General features: G+C 51.3%; 17 protein-coding genes. 8 read left to right on the top strand and 9 right to left on the bottom strand.

The window, feature by feature from the left end:
• Positions 1-85: 85 nt before the first annotated feature.
• Positions 86-2,680, bottom strand: coding sequence for an ATP-dependent chaperone ClpB (gene clpB, locus NGM62_RS04960; RefSeq protein ID WP_262246379.1), 2,595 nt, complete (start codon positions 2,678-2,680; stop codon positions 86-88).
• A gap of 322 nt (positions 2,681-3,002) precedes the next feature.
• Between clpB and NGM62_RS04955 the strand changes: the two genes are divergently transcribed.
• Together NGM62_RS04955 and NGM62_RS04950 are read left to right on the top strand one after the other, a co-directional pair.
• Positions 3,003-3,200, top strand: coding sequence for a DUF2683 family protein (locus NGM62_RS04955; protein ID WP_262246281.1), 198 nt, complete (start codon positions 3,003-3,005; stop codon positions 3,198-3,200).
• The gene (locus NGM62_RS04950) at positions 3,191-3,451 is read left to right on the top strand and encodes a Txe/YoeB family addiction module toxin (RefSeq protein ID WP_262246279.1); all 261 of its coding nucleotides are present in this window, start codon (positions 3,191-3,193) and stop codon (positions 3,449-3,451) included. Before NGM62_RS04955 ends, NGM62_RS04950 begins: the two co-directional genes overlap by 10 nt.
• Positions 3,452-3,488: 37 nt before the next feature.
• Here the strand turns inward: NGM62_RS04950 and NGM62_RS04945 are convergent, their stop codons facing one another.
• Positions 3,489-4,199: an LOG family protein gene (locus tag NGM62_RS04945; protein ID WP_262246277.1), complete on the bottom strand. Its 711-nt coding sequence runs from the start codon at positions 4,197-4,199 to the stop codon at positions 3,489-3,491.
• A 78-nt stretch (positions 4,200-4,277) separates the two neighbouring features.
• Here NGM62_RS04945 and recR point away from each other — a divergent pair, with 78 nt between their 5' ends.
• Positions 4,278-4,892, top strand: a complete 615-nt coding sequence (gene recR / locus NGM62_RS04940; RefSeq protein ID WP_262246275.1) for a recombination mediator RecR — start codon at positions 4,278-4,280, stop codon at positions 4,890-4,892.
• Complete coding sequence (locus NGM62_RS04935; RefSeq protein ID WP_262246273.1) at positions 4,873-5,694, top strand: SDR family oxidoreductase; 822 nt, start codon at positions 4,873-4,875, stop codon at positions 5,692-5,694. Before recR ends, NGM62_RS04935 begins: the two co-directional genes overlap by 20 nt.
• A 23-nt stretch (positions 5,695-5,717) precedes the next feature.
• Here NGM62_RS04935 and NGM62_RS04930 read toward each other — a convergent pair whose 3' ends face one another.
• The 4 genes from NGM62_RS04930 to NGM62_RS04915 all read right to left on the bottom strand — a co-directional run bounded on the left by NGM62_RS04930 (position 5,718) and on the right by NGM62_RS04915 (position 9,099).
• The gene (locus NGM62_RS04930) at positions 5,718-6,683 is read right to left on the bottom strand and encodes a metallophosphoesterase (RefSeq protein WP_262246271.1); all 966 of its coding nucleotides are present in this window, start codon (positions 6,681-6,683) and stop codon (positions 5,718-5,720) included.
• Positions 6,658-7,425 carry a 5'-nucleotidase C-terminal domain-containing protein gene (locus NGM62_RS04925; protein ID WP_262246269.1) on the bottom strand — a complete coding sequence of 256 codons (768 nt, stop codon included), beginning with the start codon at positions 7,423-7,425 and terminating at the stop codon, positions 6,658-6,660. The genes NGM62_RS04930 and NGM62_RS04925 overlap by 26 nt, the downstream gene beginning before the upstream one ends.
• Positions 7,426-7,498: 73 nt before the next feature.
• Complete coding sequence (locus NGM62_RS04920; protein ID WP_262246268.1) at positions 7,499-8,575, bottom strand: EamA family transporter; 1,077 nt, start codon at positions 8,573-8,575, stop codon at positions 7,499-7,501.
• Positions 8,576-8,622: 47 nt separating this feature from the next.
• Positions 8,623-9,099 carry an Lrp/AsnC family transcriptional regulator gene (locus tag NGM62_RS04915; RefSeq protein ID WP_262246267.1) on the bottom strand — a complete coding sequence of 159 codons (477 nt, stop codon included), beginning with the start codon at positions 9,097-9,099 and terminating at the stop codon, positions 8,623-8,625.
• A gap of 230 nt (positions 9,100-9,329) precedes the next feature.
• Between NGM62_RS04915 and NGM62_RS04910 the strand changes: the two genes are divergently transcribed.
• From NGM62_RS04910 to NGM62_RS04895, 4 genes are read left to right on the top strand one after another with little or no spacing between them, the layout of a single operon-like run.
• Positions 9,330-9,974 carry a TetR/AcrR family transcriptional regulator gene (locus NGM62_RS04910; protein WP_262246265.1) on the top strand — a complete coding sequence of 215 codons (645 nt, stop codon included), beginning with the start codon at positions 9,330-9,332 and terminating at the stop codon, positions 9,972-9,974.
• Positions 9,975-10,005: 31 nt separating this feature from the next.
• A complete protein-coding gene (locus tag NGM62_RS04905) occupies positions 10,006-11,370 on the top strand; it encodes a TolC family protein (RefSeq protein ID WP_262246263.1) in 1,365 nt (454 codons plus the stop codon).
• Between the two features lie 5 nt (positions 11,371-11,375).
• Positions 11,376-12,425, top strand: coding sequence for an efflux RND transporter periplasmic adaptor subunit (locus NGM62_RS04900; RefSeq protein WP_262246261.1), 1,050 nt, complete (start codon positions 11,376-11,378; stop codon positions 12,423-12,425).
• Between the two features lie 6 nt (positions 12,426-12,431).
• On the top strand, positions 12,432-15,482 hold the full coding sequence (locus NGM62_RS04895; RefSeq protein WP_262246258.1) for an efflux RND transporter permease subunit: 3,051 nt from the start codon (positions 12,432-12,434) through the stop codon (positions 15,480-15,482).
• Here the strand turns inward: NGM62_RS04895 and NGM62_RS04890 are convergent.
• The 3 genes from NGM62_RS04890 to NGM62_RS04880 form a co-directional block, all read right to left on the bottom strand.
• Entirely contained in the window at positions 15,479-15,661 is a 183-nt protein-coding gene (locus tag NGM62_RS04890; RefSeq protein ID WP_262246255.1) for a hypothetical protein, read from the bottom strand. The two genes, NGM62_RS04895 and NGM62_RS04890, sit on opposite strands and share 4 nt — an antisense overlap.
• Before the next feature lie 268 nt (positions 15,662-15,929).
• Positions 15,930-16,139, bottom strand: coding sequence for a hypothetical protein (locus NGM62_RS04885; RefSeq protein ID WP_262246250.1), 210 nt, complete (start codon positions 16,137-16,139; stop codon positions 15,930-15,932).
• Between the two features lie 79 nt (positions 16,140-16,218).
• A complete protein-coding gene (locus tag NGM62_RS04880) occupies positions 16,219-17,394 on the bottom strand; it encodes an AI-2E family transporter (RefSeq protein WP_262246248.1) in 1,176 nt (391 codons plus the stop codon).
• Positions 17,395-17,473 lie beyond the last annotated feature (79 nt).

The following is a 17,473-nucleotide window of genomic DNA, read 5'->3' as shown; positions in this document are numbered from 1 at the left end:
AATTGTACAAAAACGAGACAGGCTGTACGTCGCGGTACCTAACCACTCCATACAGCCTATCGGTTTTTAACTTATTATTGTTGGTCTACTGCTCGTTCAGGAACACGAACTTATTGTCAAACATATCCAGCCTTACTTTGGCTTCCTTATCGATTTTACCTGCCAAAATCTCTTTGGACAGCTCGTTGAGGATATGTTTTTGTATCACCCGCTTGAGCGGGCGGGCACCATATTGGGGGTCGTAGCCCAGCTGTGCCAGCCAATCGAGCGCTTCTTCGCTGGCCGAAAGCTGGATGCCCATCTCTGCCAACTGCTTTTGCAGGTTCGAGAACTGCATGTGTACGATTTCGCCGATCTCGTCGCGGCTCAGCGGCGTAAACATGATGATTTCGTCAATGCGGTTCAGGAATTCCGGCCGCATGGATTTCTGAAGCAGCTCAAGTACCTCGTTTTGTGTCCTGGCCATTACCTCATCATGGTTTTCTTCCGACAGGTTGCTGAAATTCTCTTGGATGAGGTGCGACCCGATATTGGACGTCATGATGATGATGGTATTCTTGAAGTTCACCACGCGCCCCTTGTTGTCTGTAAGGTGCCCGTCGTCCAATACCTGTAACAGGATATTGAACACATCGGGGTGCGCTTTCTCTATCTCGTCTAGCAGTATCACGGCGTAGGGCCTGCGCCGGATGGCCTCGGTAAGCTGGCCTCCTTCGTCGTAACCCACATAACCCGGGGGCGCGCCGATGAGGCGTGACACCGCATGCCGCTCTTGGTATTCACTCATGTCTATGCGCACCATGGAGTGTTCATCGCTGAAAAGGAATTCGGCTAACGCCTTCGCCAGTTCGGTTTTCCCGACGCCTGTGGTACCCAGGAAAATGAATGACCCTATGGGGCGATGTTTGTCACCCAGCCCGGCACGTGACCGCCGGATGGCGTCAGAAACTGCTTCGATGGCCTCGTTTTGTCCGGCTATGCGCTTGTGCAATTCTTCTTCAAGGTGTAGCAATTTGTCACGTTCGCTTTGTACCATCTTGGCTACCGGTATTCCGGTCCAGCGCGATACCACGCCGGCAATATCCTCGGCGGTTACTTCCTCTTTAAGCATCCGCGTGTCGCTCTGTTTTTCGGCAAGCTCTTTTTTCAGTGCTTCCACTTTGTCCTGTGACTCTTTGATGCGGCCGTAACGTATTTCAGCAACCCGGCCGTAATCGCCGGCGCGTTCGGCCTGATCTGCTTCGAGCTTGTAATTTTCGATTTTTTCGATCTCTTGGTTGACACTATCAACCAGTGTTTTTTCGCTTTGCCATGCCGCACGTAGGGAATCGCGCTCCGCACTGAGGTTCGCGATTTCCTCGCTAAGCTCCTCCACTTCTTTGGTGTCTTTCTCCCGTTTGATTGCCTCCCGCTCGATTTCCAGCTGCATGATGCGACGTTCTATTTCGTCCACCGCTTCAGGGACGGAGTCCATTTCCAGCCGGAGTTTCGAAGCGGCCTCATCCATAAGGTCGATGGCCTTGTCTGGCAGAAACCGATCGGCGATGTATCGCTGCGATAGTTCCACCGCTGCAATGATGGCTTCATCGAGTATGCGCACCTTATGGTGGGTTTCATAGCGTTCCTTCAGCCCGCGGAGGATGGAAATAGCATCCTGTGTATCCGGCTCTTCGACCATTACTTTCTGGAAGCGGCGTTCCAATGCTTTGTCTTTCTCGAAGTATTTCTGGTATTCGTTGAGTGTCGTGGCACCAATTGCGCGCAGTTCGCCGCGCGACAGTGCCGGCTTGAGGATATTGGCCGCGTCCATGGCCCCTTCGCCACCGCCCGCACCTACAAGCGTGTGTATCTCGTCGATAAATAGGATGATTTCGCCATCGCTTTGTGTCACTTCCTTCACGACTGCCTTCAGCCGTTCCTCAAATTCGCCTTTGTATTTGGCTCCTGCAATCAGCGCACCCATGTCGAGCGAGAAGACTGTTTTTGTCTTCAGGTTCTCGGGGACATCCCCTTTGATGATACGGTGGGCAATACCCTCGGCAATGGCTGTTTTACCAACGCCGGGTTCCCCTACGAGTATCGGATTGTTTTTCGTGCGGCGCGAGAGGATCTGGATGACCCGCCGGATTTCGTCGTCGCGGCCGATGACGGGGTCCAGCTTACCAGATTCGGCGAACTCGTTGAGGTTGCGCGCATATTTGTTGAGCGCGTTATAGGTCGCCTCGGCGTTCTGGTCGGTTACCCGCGAGTTTCCGCGGAGCTCGCTGATGGCTTTTTTCAAGTCTTTTTCGGTCACACCTTGATCTTTCAGCAGCGACGCAGTTTTATCACCCACATTGAGGATACCCAGCAGGATGTGCTCAATGGATACGAACTCATCCTTGAATTCCTTCAGGTACGATTGGGCTTTCTGTAACGCTGCGTTCGCTCCGGACGACAGGTAGATGTTACTGCCGCTCACTTTCGGAAACGTGGCGATTTGCTTGTCGAGCTCTTCATCCACATGCTTAACGTTTACGTTCAGCTTTTTGAGCAGATGGCTTACCACGTTTTCATCCACCACGAGCAGTGCTTTCAGCAGGTGTGCTGTTTCGATGGATTGCTGCTGGTTGCCCACTGCAATCTCGGAAGCCTTTTGGATGGCTTCCTGTGCTTTGATTGTATAGTTGTTGAAATTCATCTTCTTATTTGTTTCAGACATATACGCAAAACAAATACCACGGGGGATTTGATTGGATAATCGGAAATTTTGTCTCACCTCTTTTGTGTGATGCTGAATAATTGTCTGGTGTATAGTGGGTTATACTGAAAAAATAGCAGGTCAGTGCGCAATTGGTGCACTTCAGATAACAATAAAACATTCCAACCGCAGCTGGGTGCCTTAAAGCACTGGCTATAAAGCTACCGTAAATAATATAGTTAACGATGGTATTAACGATATTAAATGTTAAGGTGGGCGTGGCAGAGCAGAAAATCATTGCAGAATTTTGTAAATTTGCGGTATGGGATATTTAATCGTACATCCGGATACTAGCGAAAAGTTAACGGCGATCAAGGCGATACTGAAAGCTTTGAAGGTTGATTTTGAGGAGAGCAAAACAGCCTATAACGCTGATTTTGTTGCGAAAATGAAGGAGGGCGAAGAGGATATTAAGGCGGGCCGTACAGTGAAAATGACACTGGACGAGCTATGGAAATAGAATTCACCCGACGTGCATTTAAGGAATGGGAGGAATGGAAGAAAAGCGGCAATGAAAAAATCACAAAGCGTATTGCCGACTTAACCCAGGCCATTTTACAGGATCCGTTCTCAGGCATTGGTAAACCAGAACCCCTTAAGTACCAATATGCCGGCAAATGGTCAAGACGAATTAACCGAGAACATCGTTATGTTTATGAGGTGCGGGGCAATATTGTATATGTCTTTTCGTTAAAAGGGCATTATATCTGAGTAGTTATTCTTCCGATCAAATCATTGCAATCCTCACTTAAAAATTCGGCTTAAGCAAATACTTATCATAAAACCGAAAGATATGGCCGGCAGCCTCTTCGGCGGTGTCCACCAACCGGTAGAGATTGAGGTCTTCCGGACTGATGTTGCCTTCTTCAAGCATTCTTTTTTTGACCCAATCAAAAAGTCCACCCCAGTATTCCTGGCCAACGAGTACAATCGGAAACCGGGCAATTTTTCCAGTTTGAATCAACGTAATCGCTTCAAAAAGCTCGTCCATGGTGCCGAATCCGCCGGGTAAAACGATAAACCCCTGGGAATACTTCATGAACATGACTTTGCGCACGAAAAAGTAGTTGAATTGGAGCAGTTTGTCGCGGTCGATGTAAGGATTGTGGAATTGCTCGAAAGGCAGTTCGATATTAATGCCGACCGATTTTCCTCCAGCTTCGTATGCACCTTTATTGGCAGCCTCCATGATGCCCGGTCCGCCGCCTGATACGACACCATAACCCCGTTCGGTAAGCAGTCGGGCGATGTCCTCGGCAAGCTTGTAGTTTTTATGGTCCTGCGCCGTCCGGGCCGACCCAAACATGGATACACAGGGGCCGATCTTGGCCAGTTTCTCGAATCCGTCCACAAACTCGGCCATGATCTTGAAAATCTGCCACGAATCCTTCACTTTGATTTCCTGCCAGGTTTTGTTCTCGAAAGCCCGCATTATTTTATCTTCCCGTGTTCTTGCCATAACTGCTTTTTTGATTTCTGCTAATGTAATATTTTTCAGGTAAAGGCCGTTGTGTGGGAAAAAAAGTACCTTTGCGTTATGAATTTTTCTTCCAAACTACTGGAACAAGCTGTTGCAGAATTTGGCCGTCTGCCGGGGGTAGGTCAGAAAACAGCCTTGCGGCTGGTGCTGCATCTCCTGAGCCAGCCCGAGGCCGAGGTGTCACGGTTCACCGAGGCACTCGATCGGTTGAAGCGGGAAATCCGGTACTGTACAACGTGCCACAATGTTTCGGATACAGCTGTCTGTGAAATCTGTGCTTCGCATAAAAGAGACGGCGCACTGATATGCGTGGTGGAAGATACCCGGGATGTGATGGCTATTGAGAATACCGACCAGTATCATGGCGTGTACCATGTGCTGGGTGGACTTATTTCGCCTATGGATGGTGTTGGGCCATCTGATTTACAAATAGACAGCCTGGTGAAACGGGTGGAAGCAGGAGGGGTGCGGGAGGTTATCGTAGCCCTGAGTGCCACGATGGAGGGTGATACCACTATTTTTTACCTGTACAAGAAACTCAAAGACTTCGGTGTGCAGATCAGTACCATTGCCAGGGGGATTTCCTTCGGCGGTGAATTGGAATACGTCGATGAGGTGACTTTGGGTCGCTCAATCGCTACGCGGGTACCTTATGAACGGAGCATTGCGTAACAAAACGGTCATCATCACCGGTGCGTCGTCCGGTATAGGCTGGGCATGCGCTGCTGCATTTGCGCGTCACGGGGCTAATTTGGTACTGGCAGCACGGCGCTATGTTGATTTATGTACGCTGGCGCACTCACTTGAGAAAGAATACGGAATCCGTGCGGTGGCGGTACAGTGCGATGTGGCCAATGAGGCAGATTGCAGAAGCCTCATACAACAGGCAGTGGCTACTTTTGGCGGTATCGATGTGTTGGTCAACAATGCCGGTATCAGTATGCGGGCGTTGTTTGCCGATTTGGACCTGGCGGTATTGCACCGGCTGATGGATGTCAATTTCTGGGGTACGGTTTACTGCACCAGATATGCAATAGGGGAGTTGCTGCGCAGTAACGGCTCCGTCGTGGCCGTGTCGTCGATTGCCGGCTATCGCGGACTGCCGGGCCGTACGGGTTATTCGGCCTCCAAATTCGCCATCCACGGATTTATGGAGTCATTGCGGGTAGAGAACCTGAAAACCGGCCTGCATGTGATGCTTGCTTGCCCGGGGTTTACAGCATCCGGTATCCGGGCAACTGCATTGGACGCGGCGGGCGAGGCGCACGGCGAAACCAGTATGGATGAAGGGAAGATGATGACAGCGGAGGAAGTCGCCGACCGGATTGTGCAGGGCGTAATCGGGCGCAAACGCACACTGGTGATGACCCGTCAGGGCAAACTGGCTGTGCTGATGAATAAACTATTGCCGGCATGGGTAGATAAGAAAGTATACCAATTGTTTGCCAAAGAAAAGAACTCGTTGCTGAAATAGACCGCGGATACCACGGGTCTGCGCTATCCATGTTTGATTAAGGAACGTTCCCGAACGGAGATTTCATACCTGCCGGCGGTCACCAACGAAGCCTTCCCTGATTTCCGCTCGAACTCATAATCCAACCGGCCGAGGTTGATACCTGCAAACCCAACCTGGTTGATGACGGTTGTGCGGCCATTGAGGTTGCGGATCAGTTCGGGCTCGGGCATAAACGTATGGGTATGCCCGCCGATGATGAGGTCGATGAAGCGGGTGTTGGCCGCCAGCACACGGTCGGACACCTTGTTGTCTCTATATTGGTAACCCAGATGTGAAAGGCAAATGACCAAGCTGCATTTATGATCATTCTTGAGGCGGCCGGCAATTTCGTTGGCCACGATGATTGGGTCGAGGTAGCGTACGCCGCGGCAGCGCGTGGGATCGACCAGTCCTGCCAACCGGATGCCAAGCCCGAAAACACCGATACGAAGGCCCTGTTTTTTGAAAATGATGTAGTCGCGTGTCTGTCCGTTGATTATGGTGTCGCTGAAATCATAATTGGCGGTCAGGAAAGGGAAGTTGGCATAAGGAAGCATGGCAGCGAGGCCCTCCAGCCCATTGTCAAACTCATGGTTGCCGAACGTTCCGGCATCGTATCCCATTTTGCTCATCAGCTCCAGTTCGACCTTGCCGCCAAAGAGGTTGAAATAAGGTGTGCCCTGTACCATGTCGCCTGCATCGAGCAGCAGCACGTTGCGTTGTTCACTGCGTATCCGCTCTACCAACGTTGCGCGGCGGGCTACGCCACCCAGACCCTGATTGTGTGAGCCATCCATCGGGAAAGGCTCGATACGGCTGTGCACATCGTTGGTGTGCAAGATGGTGAGGGAAACGTGTTCGTCATTGGCCAGCGCCATTGAAGGGATTCCCCCCATAGCAGAAACAGCTGCAAATACGCCGGCCTGCTTCAGGAAATTACGCCTATTTATTATGAGTGATTCTTCCATCGAGTTGCGTATTGATGTCTTTGCCTGCTTGTGCGTGCTCGCGAACATAATCAATCAATGCTTCGCGCACTTTTATACCGAGGTTCATGCGGCTTACCGGGTTGTCTAGTCCACGTGAATTGTCGCCCCCGTTCGCTAGGTAGTCATAGGTGACCAATTTATAGGTGCGGTTTGGATCCAACGGCTCCCCGCCGATTCGGATGTTGGTGGCCTTGCTGCCGCTTATTTCCATGCTGATGCTCGACACCGGTTGCCCACCTGTGGTGGCAATGAACCGCGCTAGGTCTTGTACGCTTTCGCCGGTAAGCTCCAATATGACGATTTCGTTTTCAAACGGCATGAGTTCAAACAGGTTGCCGATGGTAATGGGGCCCTGCTGCAGTTCGATACGGAGGCCCCCTTTCGTGCCGAACGAGAAAGCCGCTTCGGGATCCTGCTTCCGGGCCTCGGCCAACAGTGCGTCGGCGAAGAAATTCCCTAGCAATGTTTCGGGCGTATCATTGGGTTTGGTGAGGTCGATGGCTGCACGGCCCACCACCCGGTCCATCTCTGCTTCCAATTGTTGCTTATAAGGCATGTAGAACGCTACATACGACGAATCGGCAATGATGGTGCTGTCTATCTGTAATCTGGTGTAAGCAGCTTGCCCGCGTGGTACGAAATACTTGCTGCAGGAGGCGCCAATAAGGCAGATGGTTGCAGCTAACAGGGTGAGGTAACTCCGGATCTTGTAATACTTCATGCGTGTTAATGGACCATTGGCATTGCAGCAACGGACGAGGTAAAGGTAGGCATTCTGGTGTTAAAATTAATCATTAAAGCTTACCTTTTGCCTTGTCCATTGCTCTGCCGTCAGACGGGGTGGGGATGGAAGCACGGATTTTCGAGCGGGTACGTGCTTTTTCACGGAGCCGGGCAAACCGCTTCTTGCGCCTGTTGAACAGGGAAGAGAGGTTATACGCATTCCAGTTGATCAGCAGCACGCTTCCAAGGATAACAGTCAGGGCCACAATCTGAGAGTCGGTCACCGTTTCATGTGCAAACCAGGCGCCCAGCAATACGGCGACAATGGGATTTACATAGGTATGGGTGCTTACTTCCGTAGCCGGGCGGACCTGAAGCAGCCAGATATAGGAACTATAGGAAACGATGGAACCCATGAAGATTAAGTAGATGATGGCCCACCAAGCGGAGGCGGGGACGTTTTCCGCTTGGAAGCCGGCTATTTCGCCACGGACGGCGGCAGTAAGGGTGAATGCTATCCCAGCAATGAGCATTTGCCAGGCTGTGCTGACCATGCTGTTGTGCTTCTCTCTCCCTTTTGAATTTCCGTAGTATTTGGAATACAGTGAGCCTATGGTCCACGATAATGCTCCAAGCAATAGCAATAACATGCCCAGTATGTTGGCCTGCCGCTCGGAGGCATCAAAAGCCTGTGCAATGCGGTCGCCGAACAGCATGACCACACCGAAAAAACCCATGAACAGGCCGATTACCGTGGGGAGGTTATGGAAATTAGTTTTCCAGTTGGGTTTGTCGAGTACAATGAACCAGATGGCTGCGGAAGCCGACATGATGGCGACGAGTCCGCTTGGCATGAATTGTTCGACCCAGATGATGATGCCATTGTCTATATAGAGTAGCAGCAGCCCCATCAGTGCCGCACGTAAGATCGTCGGTTTATGGAGTATCCGGTATCCTCTAAAATAGCACCAGCCCAACAGCAATAGTCCCGCTGTGCTGAACCGGATGGCTCCAAGAAGGAACGGTTGGAAACCAGCCAATGCTTTATGGATAAAAAAGAACGTAGATCCCCATACGACGTAAATCATGGCGAATGCCACGATAACTTTCGCCTGGAATTGCCTGTCCTTTTTAACTCCTATTGCCATGTCCTTTCTCAACTATTAATTATCCACTATAAGCGACCCACCATCAATTACCCTTCAGGGATTACCAACTGCTGTTCTTCTTTAACCGTTTCCAATACAATGGTTGTGCGGGTTGAAATGATGCTCGGTATTTTAGCAAACGAATCGCGCATGAGTGCTACCAAGCCAGCCGAATCGGCAGTGCGGACCTTTACGAGGTAGCCGTCGTCGCCGGCGATGTCATGTACCTCCTGCACTTCGGGGATCGCTGCCAATGCCTTTCCGGTTGCAGCACACCCAATTCCATCAGCCGCACGGATGAAAATGAAAGAAAGCAACGTCTGGTCCAGCGCTGCCGGATTGATTTTGGCGCGGTACTGTAAAATCACCCCCTTTTGTTCGAGCTTCTTGATGCGCTCGAGGATTGCAGATGGAGCCATCCCGACCTCCCGGGCGATATCCGCATTGCTGATGCGGGCATTTTCCTGCAGCAATCGCAGGATAGCGTAGTCGGTCTGATCCAGATTGTATTCGATTGTGTTCATTATTCTGCAAATATAATAAATATTAGAATGATGTTCAAATTACATACCAGTATGTAGAATGATATTCTTTTTTTGTTGTTCAGTTCCGTTCAATAGACGGAAAAAGCACTTCGTTTCATACGTTCGGGTGGTCTCCAATAGGTGGACGCTGTGCTCCATTAGTGAAAAAATATAAATATATCTTTGATTGATTAACAGTGTTAAGTACCTTTGCGTGGTAATCAAAGACAATGGGAATCAAAGAAAGGAAAGGGCGGCATAAGGAGGACCTCAAAGCAAGGATCCTGGAAGCCGCAAAGAAGTTGTTTATAACCAAGGGGTATGAGGCCACCTCGATCCGCAAAATCGCTGCGGAGATCGAATTCAGTCCGACTACCATTTACTTATATTACAAAGATAAGACCGATATAGCCTACGCATTGCATCAAGAAGGATTTGGGTTGTTGCGCGAGCGTTTCTCGACGTTGGAATATGTGGATGATCCGTTTGAACGGCTCAAAGCTATGGGGCGCGGGTACATTCAATTTGCTGTGGATCACCCTGACTTCTATGAGTTGATGTTCATCATGAAAGAGCCTATGCAGTATTTGCAAGCCCACCATCCGGAAGAGGAATGGCCGGAAGGCGAGCGGGTATTCGATGGGTTGATACAGACGGTAGAGGGGTGTAAAGCCAGGGGTTATTTTGGAGATATGAATGCCGAGGAAATGGCGATGCTTTCCTGGAGTGTGGTCCACGGCCTGTGTTCGCTGCATATTACCAGTCACTTTAAGCATATCGCAGAAAAGTGCAGCCAAGTGGCGATTGCTAAACAAGACACCCTGCTGGAGAATGTTTTCCAAACATATTTGCAATTACTGGAACGGATGAAATGATTTTTTGCGTATTAGATTAACACTGTTAATAATGAGAACAGTATCAATTTTAGTCTTGCTAGCGGCTTCATTGAACGCATTGGCCCAGGAATCCTTGCAGGCTTACATCGATAGCGGATTGCAGAGTAATTTGCTGCTACAGCAACGCCATGTATCGTTCGAAAAGGCCGTTATGGCATTAAAGTCGGCAAAGAGCCTATATTTACCATCGGTAAACCTGGAAGCGGGCTACCAGACGGCCGACGGTGGGCGGAATATCCCGCTGCCGATAGGCGACCTGCTCAATCCGGTTTATGCTACGTTGAACCAGCTGACCGAGTCGAGTCAGTTCCCCGCCATCGAAAATGAAACCATCAACTTCCTGCCCCGCAATTATTACGATGCCCACATCCGCACGACCCTGCCGCTGATCAATACGGATATCGGCCACAATAAGCGCATCCGCGAGTATCAGGTGCAGTTAAGTGAATTGGACGTGGAGGCGTATAAACGCGAGCTGGTGAAGGAAATCAAGGTGGCCTACTTCGGTTATTTGAGTGCGGTACAGTCGGTGGTGGTTTACCGGTCGGCACTGGAACTGGCGGAGGAGGGCAAGCGTACGAACGAACGGCTGGTAGAGAGTGGCAAAGGCCTGCCGGCCTACGTGCTGCGCTCCGATGGCGAGGTTGCCGCGGCGCAGGCCACCCTCACCGCCGCAGAGCAGCAGGCGGATAATGCAAAGTTTTATTTCAACAGCCTGCTGAACCGGGAAGCGGAAGCAGCTATCGATACGGCATTTAATCCCGAAAACTCACTGCTGGAAGTAGTCGGACTGCTAAACGGTGGCAATCCTGCGGTGGGAAAGCGTGAAGAACTTGAAGCGCTGACCACTGCTGTAAACATCAGGAAAACGGCCTTGAAAATGGACAAGCAGTATGCAGTGCCAACCCTGAACGCATTCCTCGACCTGGGTTCGCAGTCTGAAGGGTTCCGATTTAATGGCCAGACCCGGTATTACATGGCGGGGTTGCAACTGACGTTTCCTATATTCAACGGCAACCGCAATAAGTACCAGGTCCGGCAATCACAGCTGGACCTCCGCGATGCCCAGTTGCAGCTGGCGGATGCCAGCCGGCAGTTGCAGCTGTCTTCGGCCATAGCCCATAGTGGATTGCGGTCGGCTTGGCAGCATTACGGGGCAGCAAAAAGACAGCTGGTGGCCGCCGCAGCTTACCAACGACTCATCACGAAAGGCTACCAGGCTGGCGTGAATAGTTATATCGAAACGGTAGACGCGCGCAACCAATATACGTCTGCGCGCTTAGCACTATCTGTCAGCACGTACCAGGTACTTTCGGCTGCGGCAAAGGTTGAGCGCGAACAAGCTAGCTATCCACTCACTGCAAACATTAACTAACGTTTATGAAAACATACAGCTTTTTTTCGATCGGCTTCGCCTTAGTGGTAGCGGCGGGGGCATGCAATACGGAAAGCAAAGACACGGAATTACCTAGCGGTGATGCGGTTATCCCCGTTAAGGTGCTGCCATTGGCTACCAAAGATACCGCCGGCACAGTGATGGCAACGGGCACATTCACTACCGACGATGAAACCATATTGGCATTCCGGGGGGGCGGTATCGTCCAACAGATACGGGTTAAGGAAGGGGAGTCTTTCCGTAAAGGCCAATTGCTGGCCGCTGTGGAGTCGACCGAAATCAATACCGCCGTGGAGCAGGCCCGGCTGGGGTTAGAGAAAGCCGAGCGCGATTACCGCCGTGCACGGCAGTTGTATGCCGATAGTGTGGCGACGCTCGAACAGATGGAGAATGCGAAAACCGCATTCGATGCGGCGAAGCGGGATGTTGAACGCGCAGATTACAATCTTGGACATACCGCAATCTGTGCTCCATTCGATGGATATGTGCTGCAGCGGCCGGCCAACCCGGGGCAGGTGGTAGGGCCGGGTACGCCCGTGCTGGCGGTGGCGAGCCATGCCAAAGGAGGATGGCTGCTTAAGGTCGGCGTGAGCGACCAGCAGTGGTCGGCCATCCAAATCGGCAATGCAGCAACGGTTACCACCGATGCGCTGCCGGGGCGGTCGCTCCAAGCCGAAGTGGCTAGAAAGTCGGAAGGGATAGATCCCCAATCGGGTGTGTTTAACGTGTACCTTAAGTTGAAGAGGACACCTCCGGTAGCATTGGCTTCCGGCCTCTTTGGCCGGGCGGCCATCCAGCTGGACCAAACGTCTGATGTTTGGCTTATTCCTTACGGAGCCCTGATGGATGGCGACGGCGGCAAGGCCTATGTGTTCGTAACGGCCGATGGTAAGACTGTACATCGCGTAGCGGTGGAAGTTTCGGACCTCCGGCAAGATCATGCCGTGGTAACTGCCGGACTTGAAGGCGGCGGATCGCTCATCGTATCCGGTGGCCCATACCTGCGCGACGGTTCTGCAATCAGCATAAAATAAAGCGCCATGAATCTCATCAAATATCCGATAAAAAACTACCAGTTCACATTCATCGTCGTCCTGATGGTTATCGCCATCGGTATCAGTAGCATTTTTACAATGCCCAGGGCGGAAGATCCCGAGATGCAGCCGCCCAACTTCCCGGTGGTGGTCATTTATCCCGGCACCAACCCCAAGGATATGGAACAATTGGTGGTCAAGCCTCTCGAGAGCCGCCTTTATGACCTCGACAACATTAAACGCATCAGAACCACTGTGGTCAATGGTTTGGCCGTGCTGTTTGTTGAGTACGAACATGGCGTCGACTATGACAATAAGTACCAGGAGCTGATTCGGGAGGTGAGTGCCCTCAGGTCGCAACTGCCGGAACAGCTATACAGTATCGATGTTCAGAAGATAGACCCCACGGGTGTAAATGTGCTGCAGGTGGCGCTGATATCTGAAAATGCTTCACGTAAGCAAATGAAAGGAATTTCAGACGACCTGAAAGAGGAGCTGGAAAATGTGAGGGCGCTCAAGGATGTGACCGTCAGCGGGCTCAGCGACCAGTTAATCCGTGTGGATGTCGAACCCGCTAAGTTGGCCCAATTGGGCATACCGCTGAACCAGGTGATGCAGGCTATCCAAAGCGAAGGCGCCAATATCCCGGGAGGTAGCGTATTGGCCGGAGGGAAAGTATTCAGCATCAAGACCAGCGGCAACTATCAAAGCATTGACCATATTAAGCGCACCATTGTTTCCAGCGCGGAAGGTAAGAACATCCTGCTGGAAAACATTGCCGACGTCTACGCTGATTTCGCACCCGAGACACATATCACCCGCCTCAATGGCTACCGTGCCGTATTTGTCAACGCAGCGCAGAAGGCCGGTGAAAACATCAGTAAAACACAAGAAGACTACCTCAGGGTGCTCGATCAGTTCGAGCAACGGCTGCCGGAAAATGTCGACATGGTGCTGCACTTCGACCAAGGCGAGAATGTCAACAAGCGGCTTGGTGGCCTGGGGGTTGATTTCCTTATCGCGGTTACGCTGGTGCTGATTACGCTATTGCCTTTGGGTACGCGGGCATCGCTGGTGGTGATGATTGCCGTACCGCTATCGCTGGCGATGGGTATTATTGTGCTCAATATGTTCGGCTACTCATTGAACCAGCTGAGCATCGTCGGCTTCGTGGTAGCGCTGGGGTTGGTGGTAGACGACAGTATCGTGGTGGTGGAGAACGTTGAGCGGTGGATGCGGGAAGGGGTGTCGTCTATCGAGGCCGCCATCAAGGGGACCAATCAGATTGCGCTTGCCGTTGTGGGCTGTACCGCAACGTTAGTCATCGCATTTATGCCGCTTATGTTTATGCCCGAGATGGCAGGTGACTTCATCCGTAGCTTGCCCATGGCTGTCATCGGCTCGGTTATCGCTTCCATGCTGGTGGCACTGTTGGTAGTGCCGCTGCTGGCTAGCCGGTTGCTGAAACCGCACGAGCATCCCGAAGGTAACGCGGTATTGCGATGGCTCCAGCGGGCCATCCATAGCACGTATGCGGTGCTGCTAGACAGGGCATTGAAGCGGCCCTGGCAAACGGTAGTGATTGCCGTGGTGATTTTTGGAGGTGCGTTGGCGTTGATTCCGGTCGTCGGGTTCAGCCTGTTCCCCGCTTCTGAAAAGCCACAGTTTCTTATCCGCATTGAAGCACCCTTGCAGTCGAATATTTTCGCCACGGATAACATTACCCGGCATATCGAAGCCGAACTGGCCGAACTGCCTGAAGTGCAGTATTTTGCCTCCAATGTAGGGAAGGGTAACCCGCGGGTTTACTATAATGTGGAGCAGGCCAACGAACGGGCTGATTTCGCTGAAATATTCGTACAGTTGCAGCCCGAAACGTCGTCGAAAGAGAAGGAAGCACTCATTGAAAGGCTCCGCCAGCGCTGGACACCCTATCTGGGTGCCAAGGTACAGGTGAAAAATTTTGAACAGGGGGTTCCGGTGATTTCACCGGTGGAGGTGCGGCTCTTCGGTGACAACCTCGATACCCTGAAGCAACTGGCCGGCCGTGTGGAAACCCTGCTGGAGCAAACCCCGGGTGCGCTGTACGTAAACAATCCGGTAAGTAACGACAAAACAGATATCCAGGTGAACGTGCACCGGGACAAGGCACTGGCATTGGGGGTGCCAAGTTCAAATATCGACCGGACAGTGCGCATGGTCTTGGCAGGGTTGGACGTGACGAGCTATACCGACCCTCAGTCGGACGACGACGATTACCTCGTGCGCCTTAGTGTGCCCCGGAATGCTTATCCCGACCTATCGGTATTTGACCATATCTATGTAGACAATGTACAGGGGAAAGGGATCCCATTCAGCCAGCTGGCTACGTTGGAGCTGGTGCCTTCGCCGCCGGCGATATACCATATCAATCGGCAACGTACGGTTTCGGTAAATAGCTTCGTAGCTGCGGGCTACGCCAATGACAGGGTGATTCGGGATGTGATCAGCCAGATGGACCGGGAGGTGCTGCCGGTAGGGTACCGCTATGAAATGGGTGGAGAGGTGGAAAGCCGCGAGCAATCGTTCGGCGGGTTCGGTACGGTAATCCTTATCACGGCGTTCATGTTTGTTGCTGTGCTCGTGCTGGAATTCAAGACACTCAAAAGCACATTGATTGTCCTGTCCGTAATCCCATTGGGTATCGTGGGGGCCGTATTGGCACTTTTGGTTACCGGCAACACCCTGTCTTTCGTGGCTACGGTTGGCTTGGTGGCATTAGCGGGCATCGAGGTGAAAAACACGATCTTGTTGGTCGATTTCACGAATCAGCTGCGTAAGGAAGGGATGCCGCTCAACGATGCCATCGAAAAAGCTGGCGAAATGCGGTTCCTGCCCATCATCCTTACATCGCTCACGGCTATCGGCGGACTGCTGCCCATTGCCTGGTCGAGCAACCCGTTGATTTCGCCCTTGGCCATCGTGATGATCGGCGGACTCATCAGCTCCACGTTGCTATCGCGCGTGGTTACCCCGGTGGTGTATAAACTGATGCCACCGGCTATTACCAGGGATTAACTGTCGTTGCTTTGTCCGTTATCTATTTTGGTCTTCCCGGTGCGTACACCGCCGGCATTGGGAAGCCCTTGGTGACGTTTCATGGTACGCGTGTCTTTGAATGCTTTATCAGAAGTTGGGGTGCCCATTTCGTTATTGTGGCGCTGGTCGGGTAGTTCACTGATCTTTTTTTTCTTCATGATGCCTCCTATGTTAATGTTAACATCCTAACAATGGAGGTGGGTCATTGTTCTGGAGATTGTTGGTCAATATACGTCGTCGTGTGTTCCGATGTCTTGAAGTAGTACGACCGTTGCCTTGGGGTCATCAATGTCTTCCTCAGTTGAAAATACGATGCGACAGTCATAACCACAGGAGCATGCTAGATAGGCCGCAAGACTTCCACTTTCTTGTATGCTTTTTCAAAGGCTTTGGTAGCCACCAGCTTCCTTTCGGTTGCCATTGGAATTACGATTGTTCTAGGCGCTGAATCAATGTTGAGGCCGATTCGCTTTTCAGGTTGCCTGCGAGATAATCACGTTGGCCAGCCTTCGCGTTGCGGGCGATCGCCTTACGCCTAGCCTCTGCTTGCCGTTTCTGTATGATATCAAGCAGCATCTCTCGGGTATTGAAATCCAACTTCATAAATTCGCTTAATGCAGAATCAATCGTTGCCATGGTTAATCCTTATTTTGATTTTATACAGAAATGCGTAAATTATGTCGTATTTCAAATCACTAATGCCCGAATGGCGATATCAGTCGTCTTCTGGCGGTTCTTTTTTTGCTTCACCCTTTTTCTTATCCCGCGTTTCCAGCAGATCCCGAAGTTTCCACCGTTTAAGCAGGATTTTGGTGGAATATCGTTTGAGGTGATATTTTTCGGGCTCGCCAATAAGGAAACCGAACGCGTTCATTGATGGTACCGCATCGAAGATGACCTTTACGGTGGCGGTAAGCGGCAGGGCCAAGATCAAGCCGGCGAGGCCGAAAAGCATACCTCCAAGGAGGATGGAAATGATGGACATCAGCGGATTGATGCTTACCTTGCCACCAACGATGTTGGGCGTGATGAGGTTGCCCTCCAGAAATTGCACCACTTGGAACCAAGCAATAACCCCCACAGCATACCAAGCACTATCTTTAGTAGCCAGCGCAAAAATCGCGGGAAGTATGGAGCCTATGGCAATCCCGATATACGGCAGTAACATCAGTAGTGAAGCGAGTGTGCCAAAAAACCACGCATACTGGATACCCATTATCCACAGTCCCACGGTGTTGAGGACCGCTACGATGCCCATTACCGTTACGAGTCCGAGGAGGTAACTCTGCACTACGTGGTATATTTTATTGAGCGTATTATGAACAATCTCTTGGGGAACGGATTTAAAAGCACGGAAGAAAAACTCCCGAAAGAAGACCCGGTAGTACAATAGGAAAAACGAAAACAACGGTACCAATATAACACCCGCCAAAACATTGCCGATAGAGCCAAAAGCAGCAGTAATGTATGAAGCCGCGTTGGAAAGGATTTGATTAGCCTGCCCTCTCAGCCGCTCAACGACTTCCGTAGGTTCTATCCCGAAACGCTCCTGTAGCCACCGCTGTATGGTGTCGAATATCGTTAGGAACTTGTGTTGGATGTCGGTTCCATCCCGGCCAATGACAATTACCTGATGGACGATAAACCAGACTAATCCCGAAAGTACCGCAATAGCCAATATAACCGCCAGCAATGCGGAGAATGCTTTGCCGAGCCGTAGCCGCTCAAGGGCGATGGCCACCGGGTATAGCGACATGGCAATGAGGATGGAAAACATGAGCGGTAGCAACACACTTTGCAGTACATACATCAAGGCGATGATGAGTGCCAACGAAATCAAACTGGCTGCTAATTCCACCGAATAAGGCCTCTTGGTAGGGTTTTCTTGCATATAATTTAGCTAAAATCCTGCATTGTGTACTCATTCAAAGATAATGAAATAATTGTGATCACACTACCTATGGTGATTT

Origin of the sequence: Parapedobacter soli, assembly GCF_025460835.1 — a bacterium.
Classification (GTDB): Bacteria; Bacteroidota; Bacteroidia; order Sphingobacteriales; family Sphingobacteriaceae; genus Parapedobacter; species Parapedobacter soli.
The sequence above is the reverse complement of the archived record's forward strand: the minus strand, read 5'-3'. Positions and strand labels throughout refer to the sequence as shown.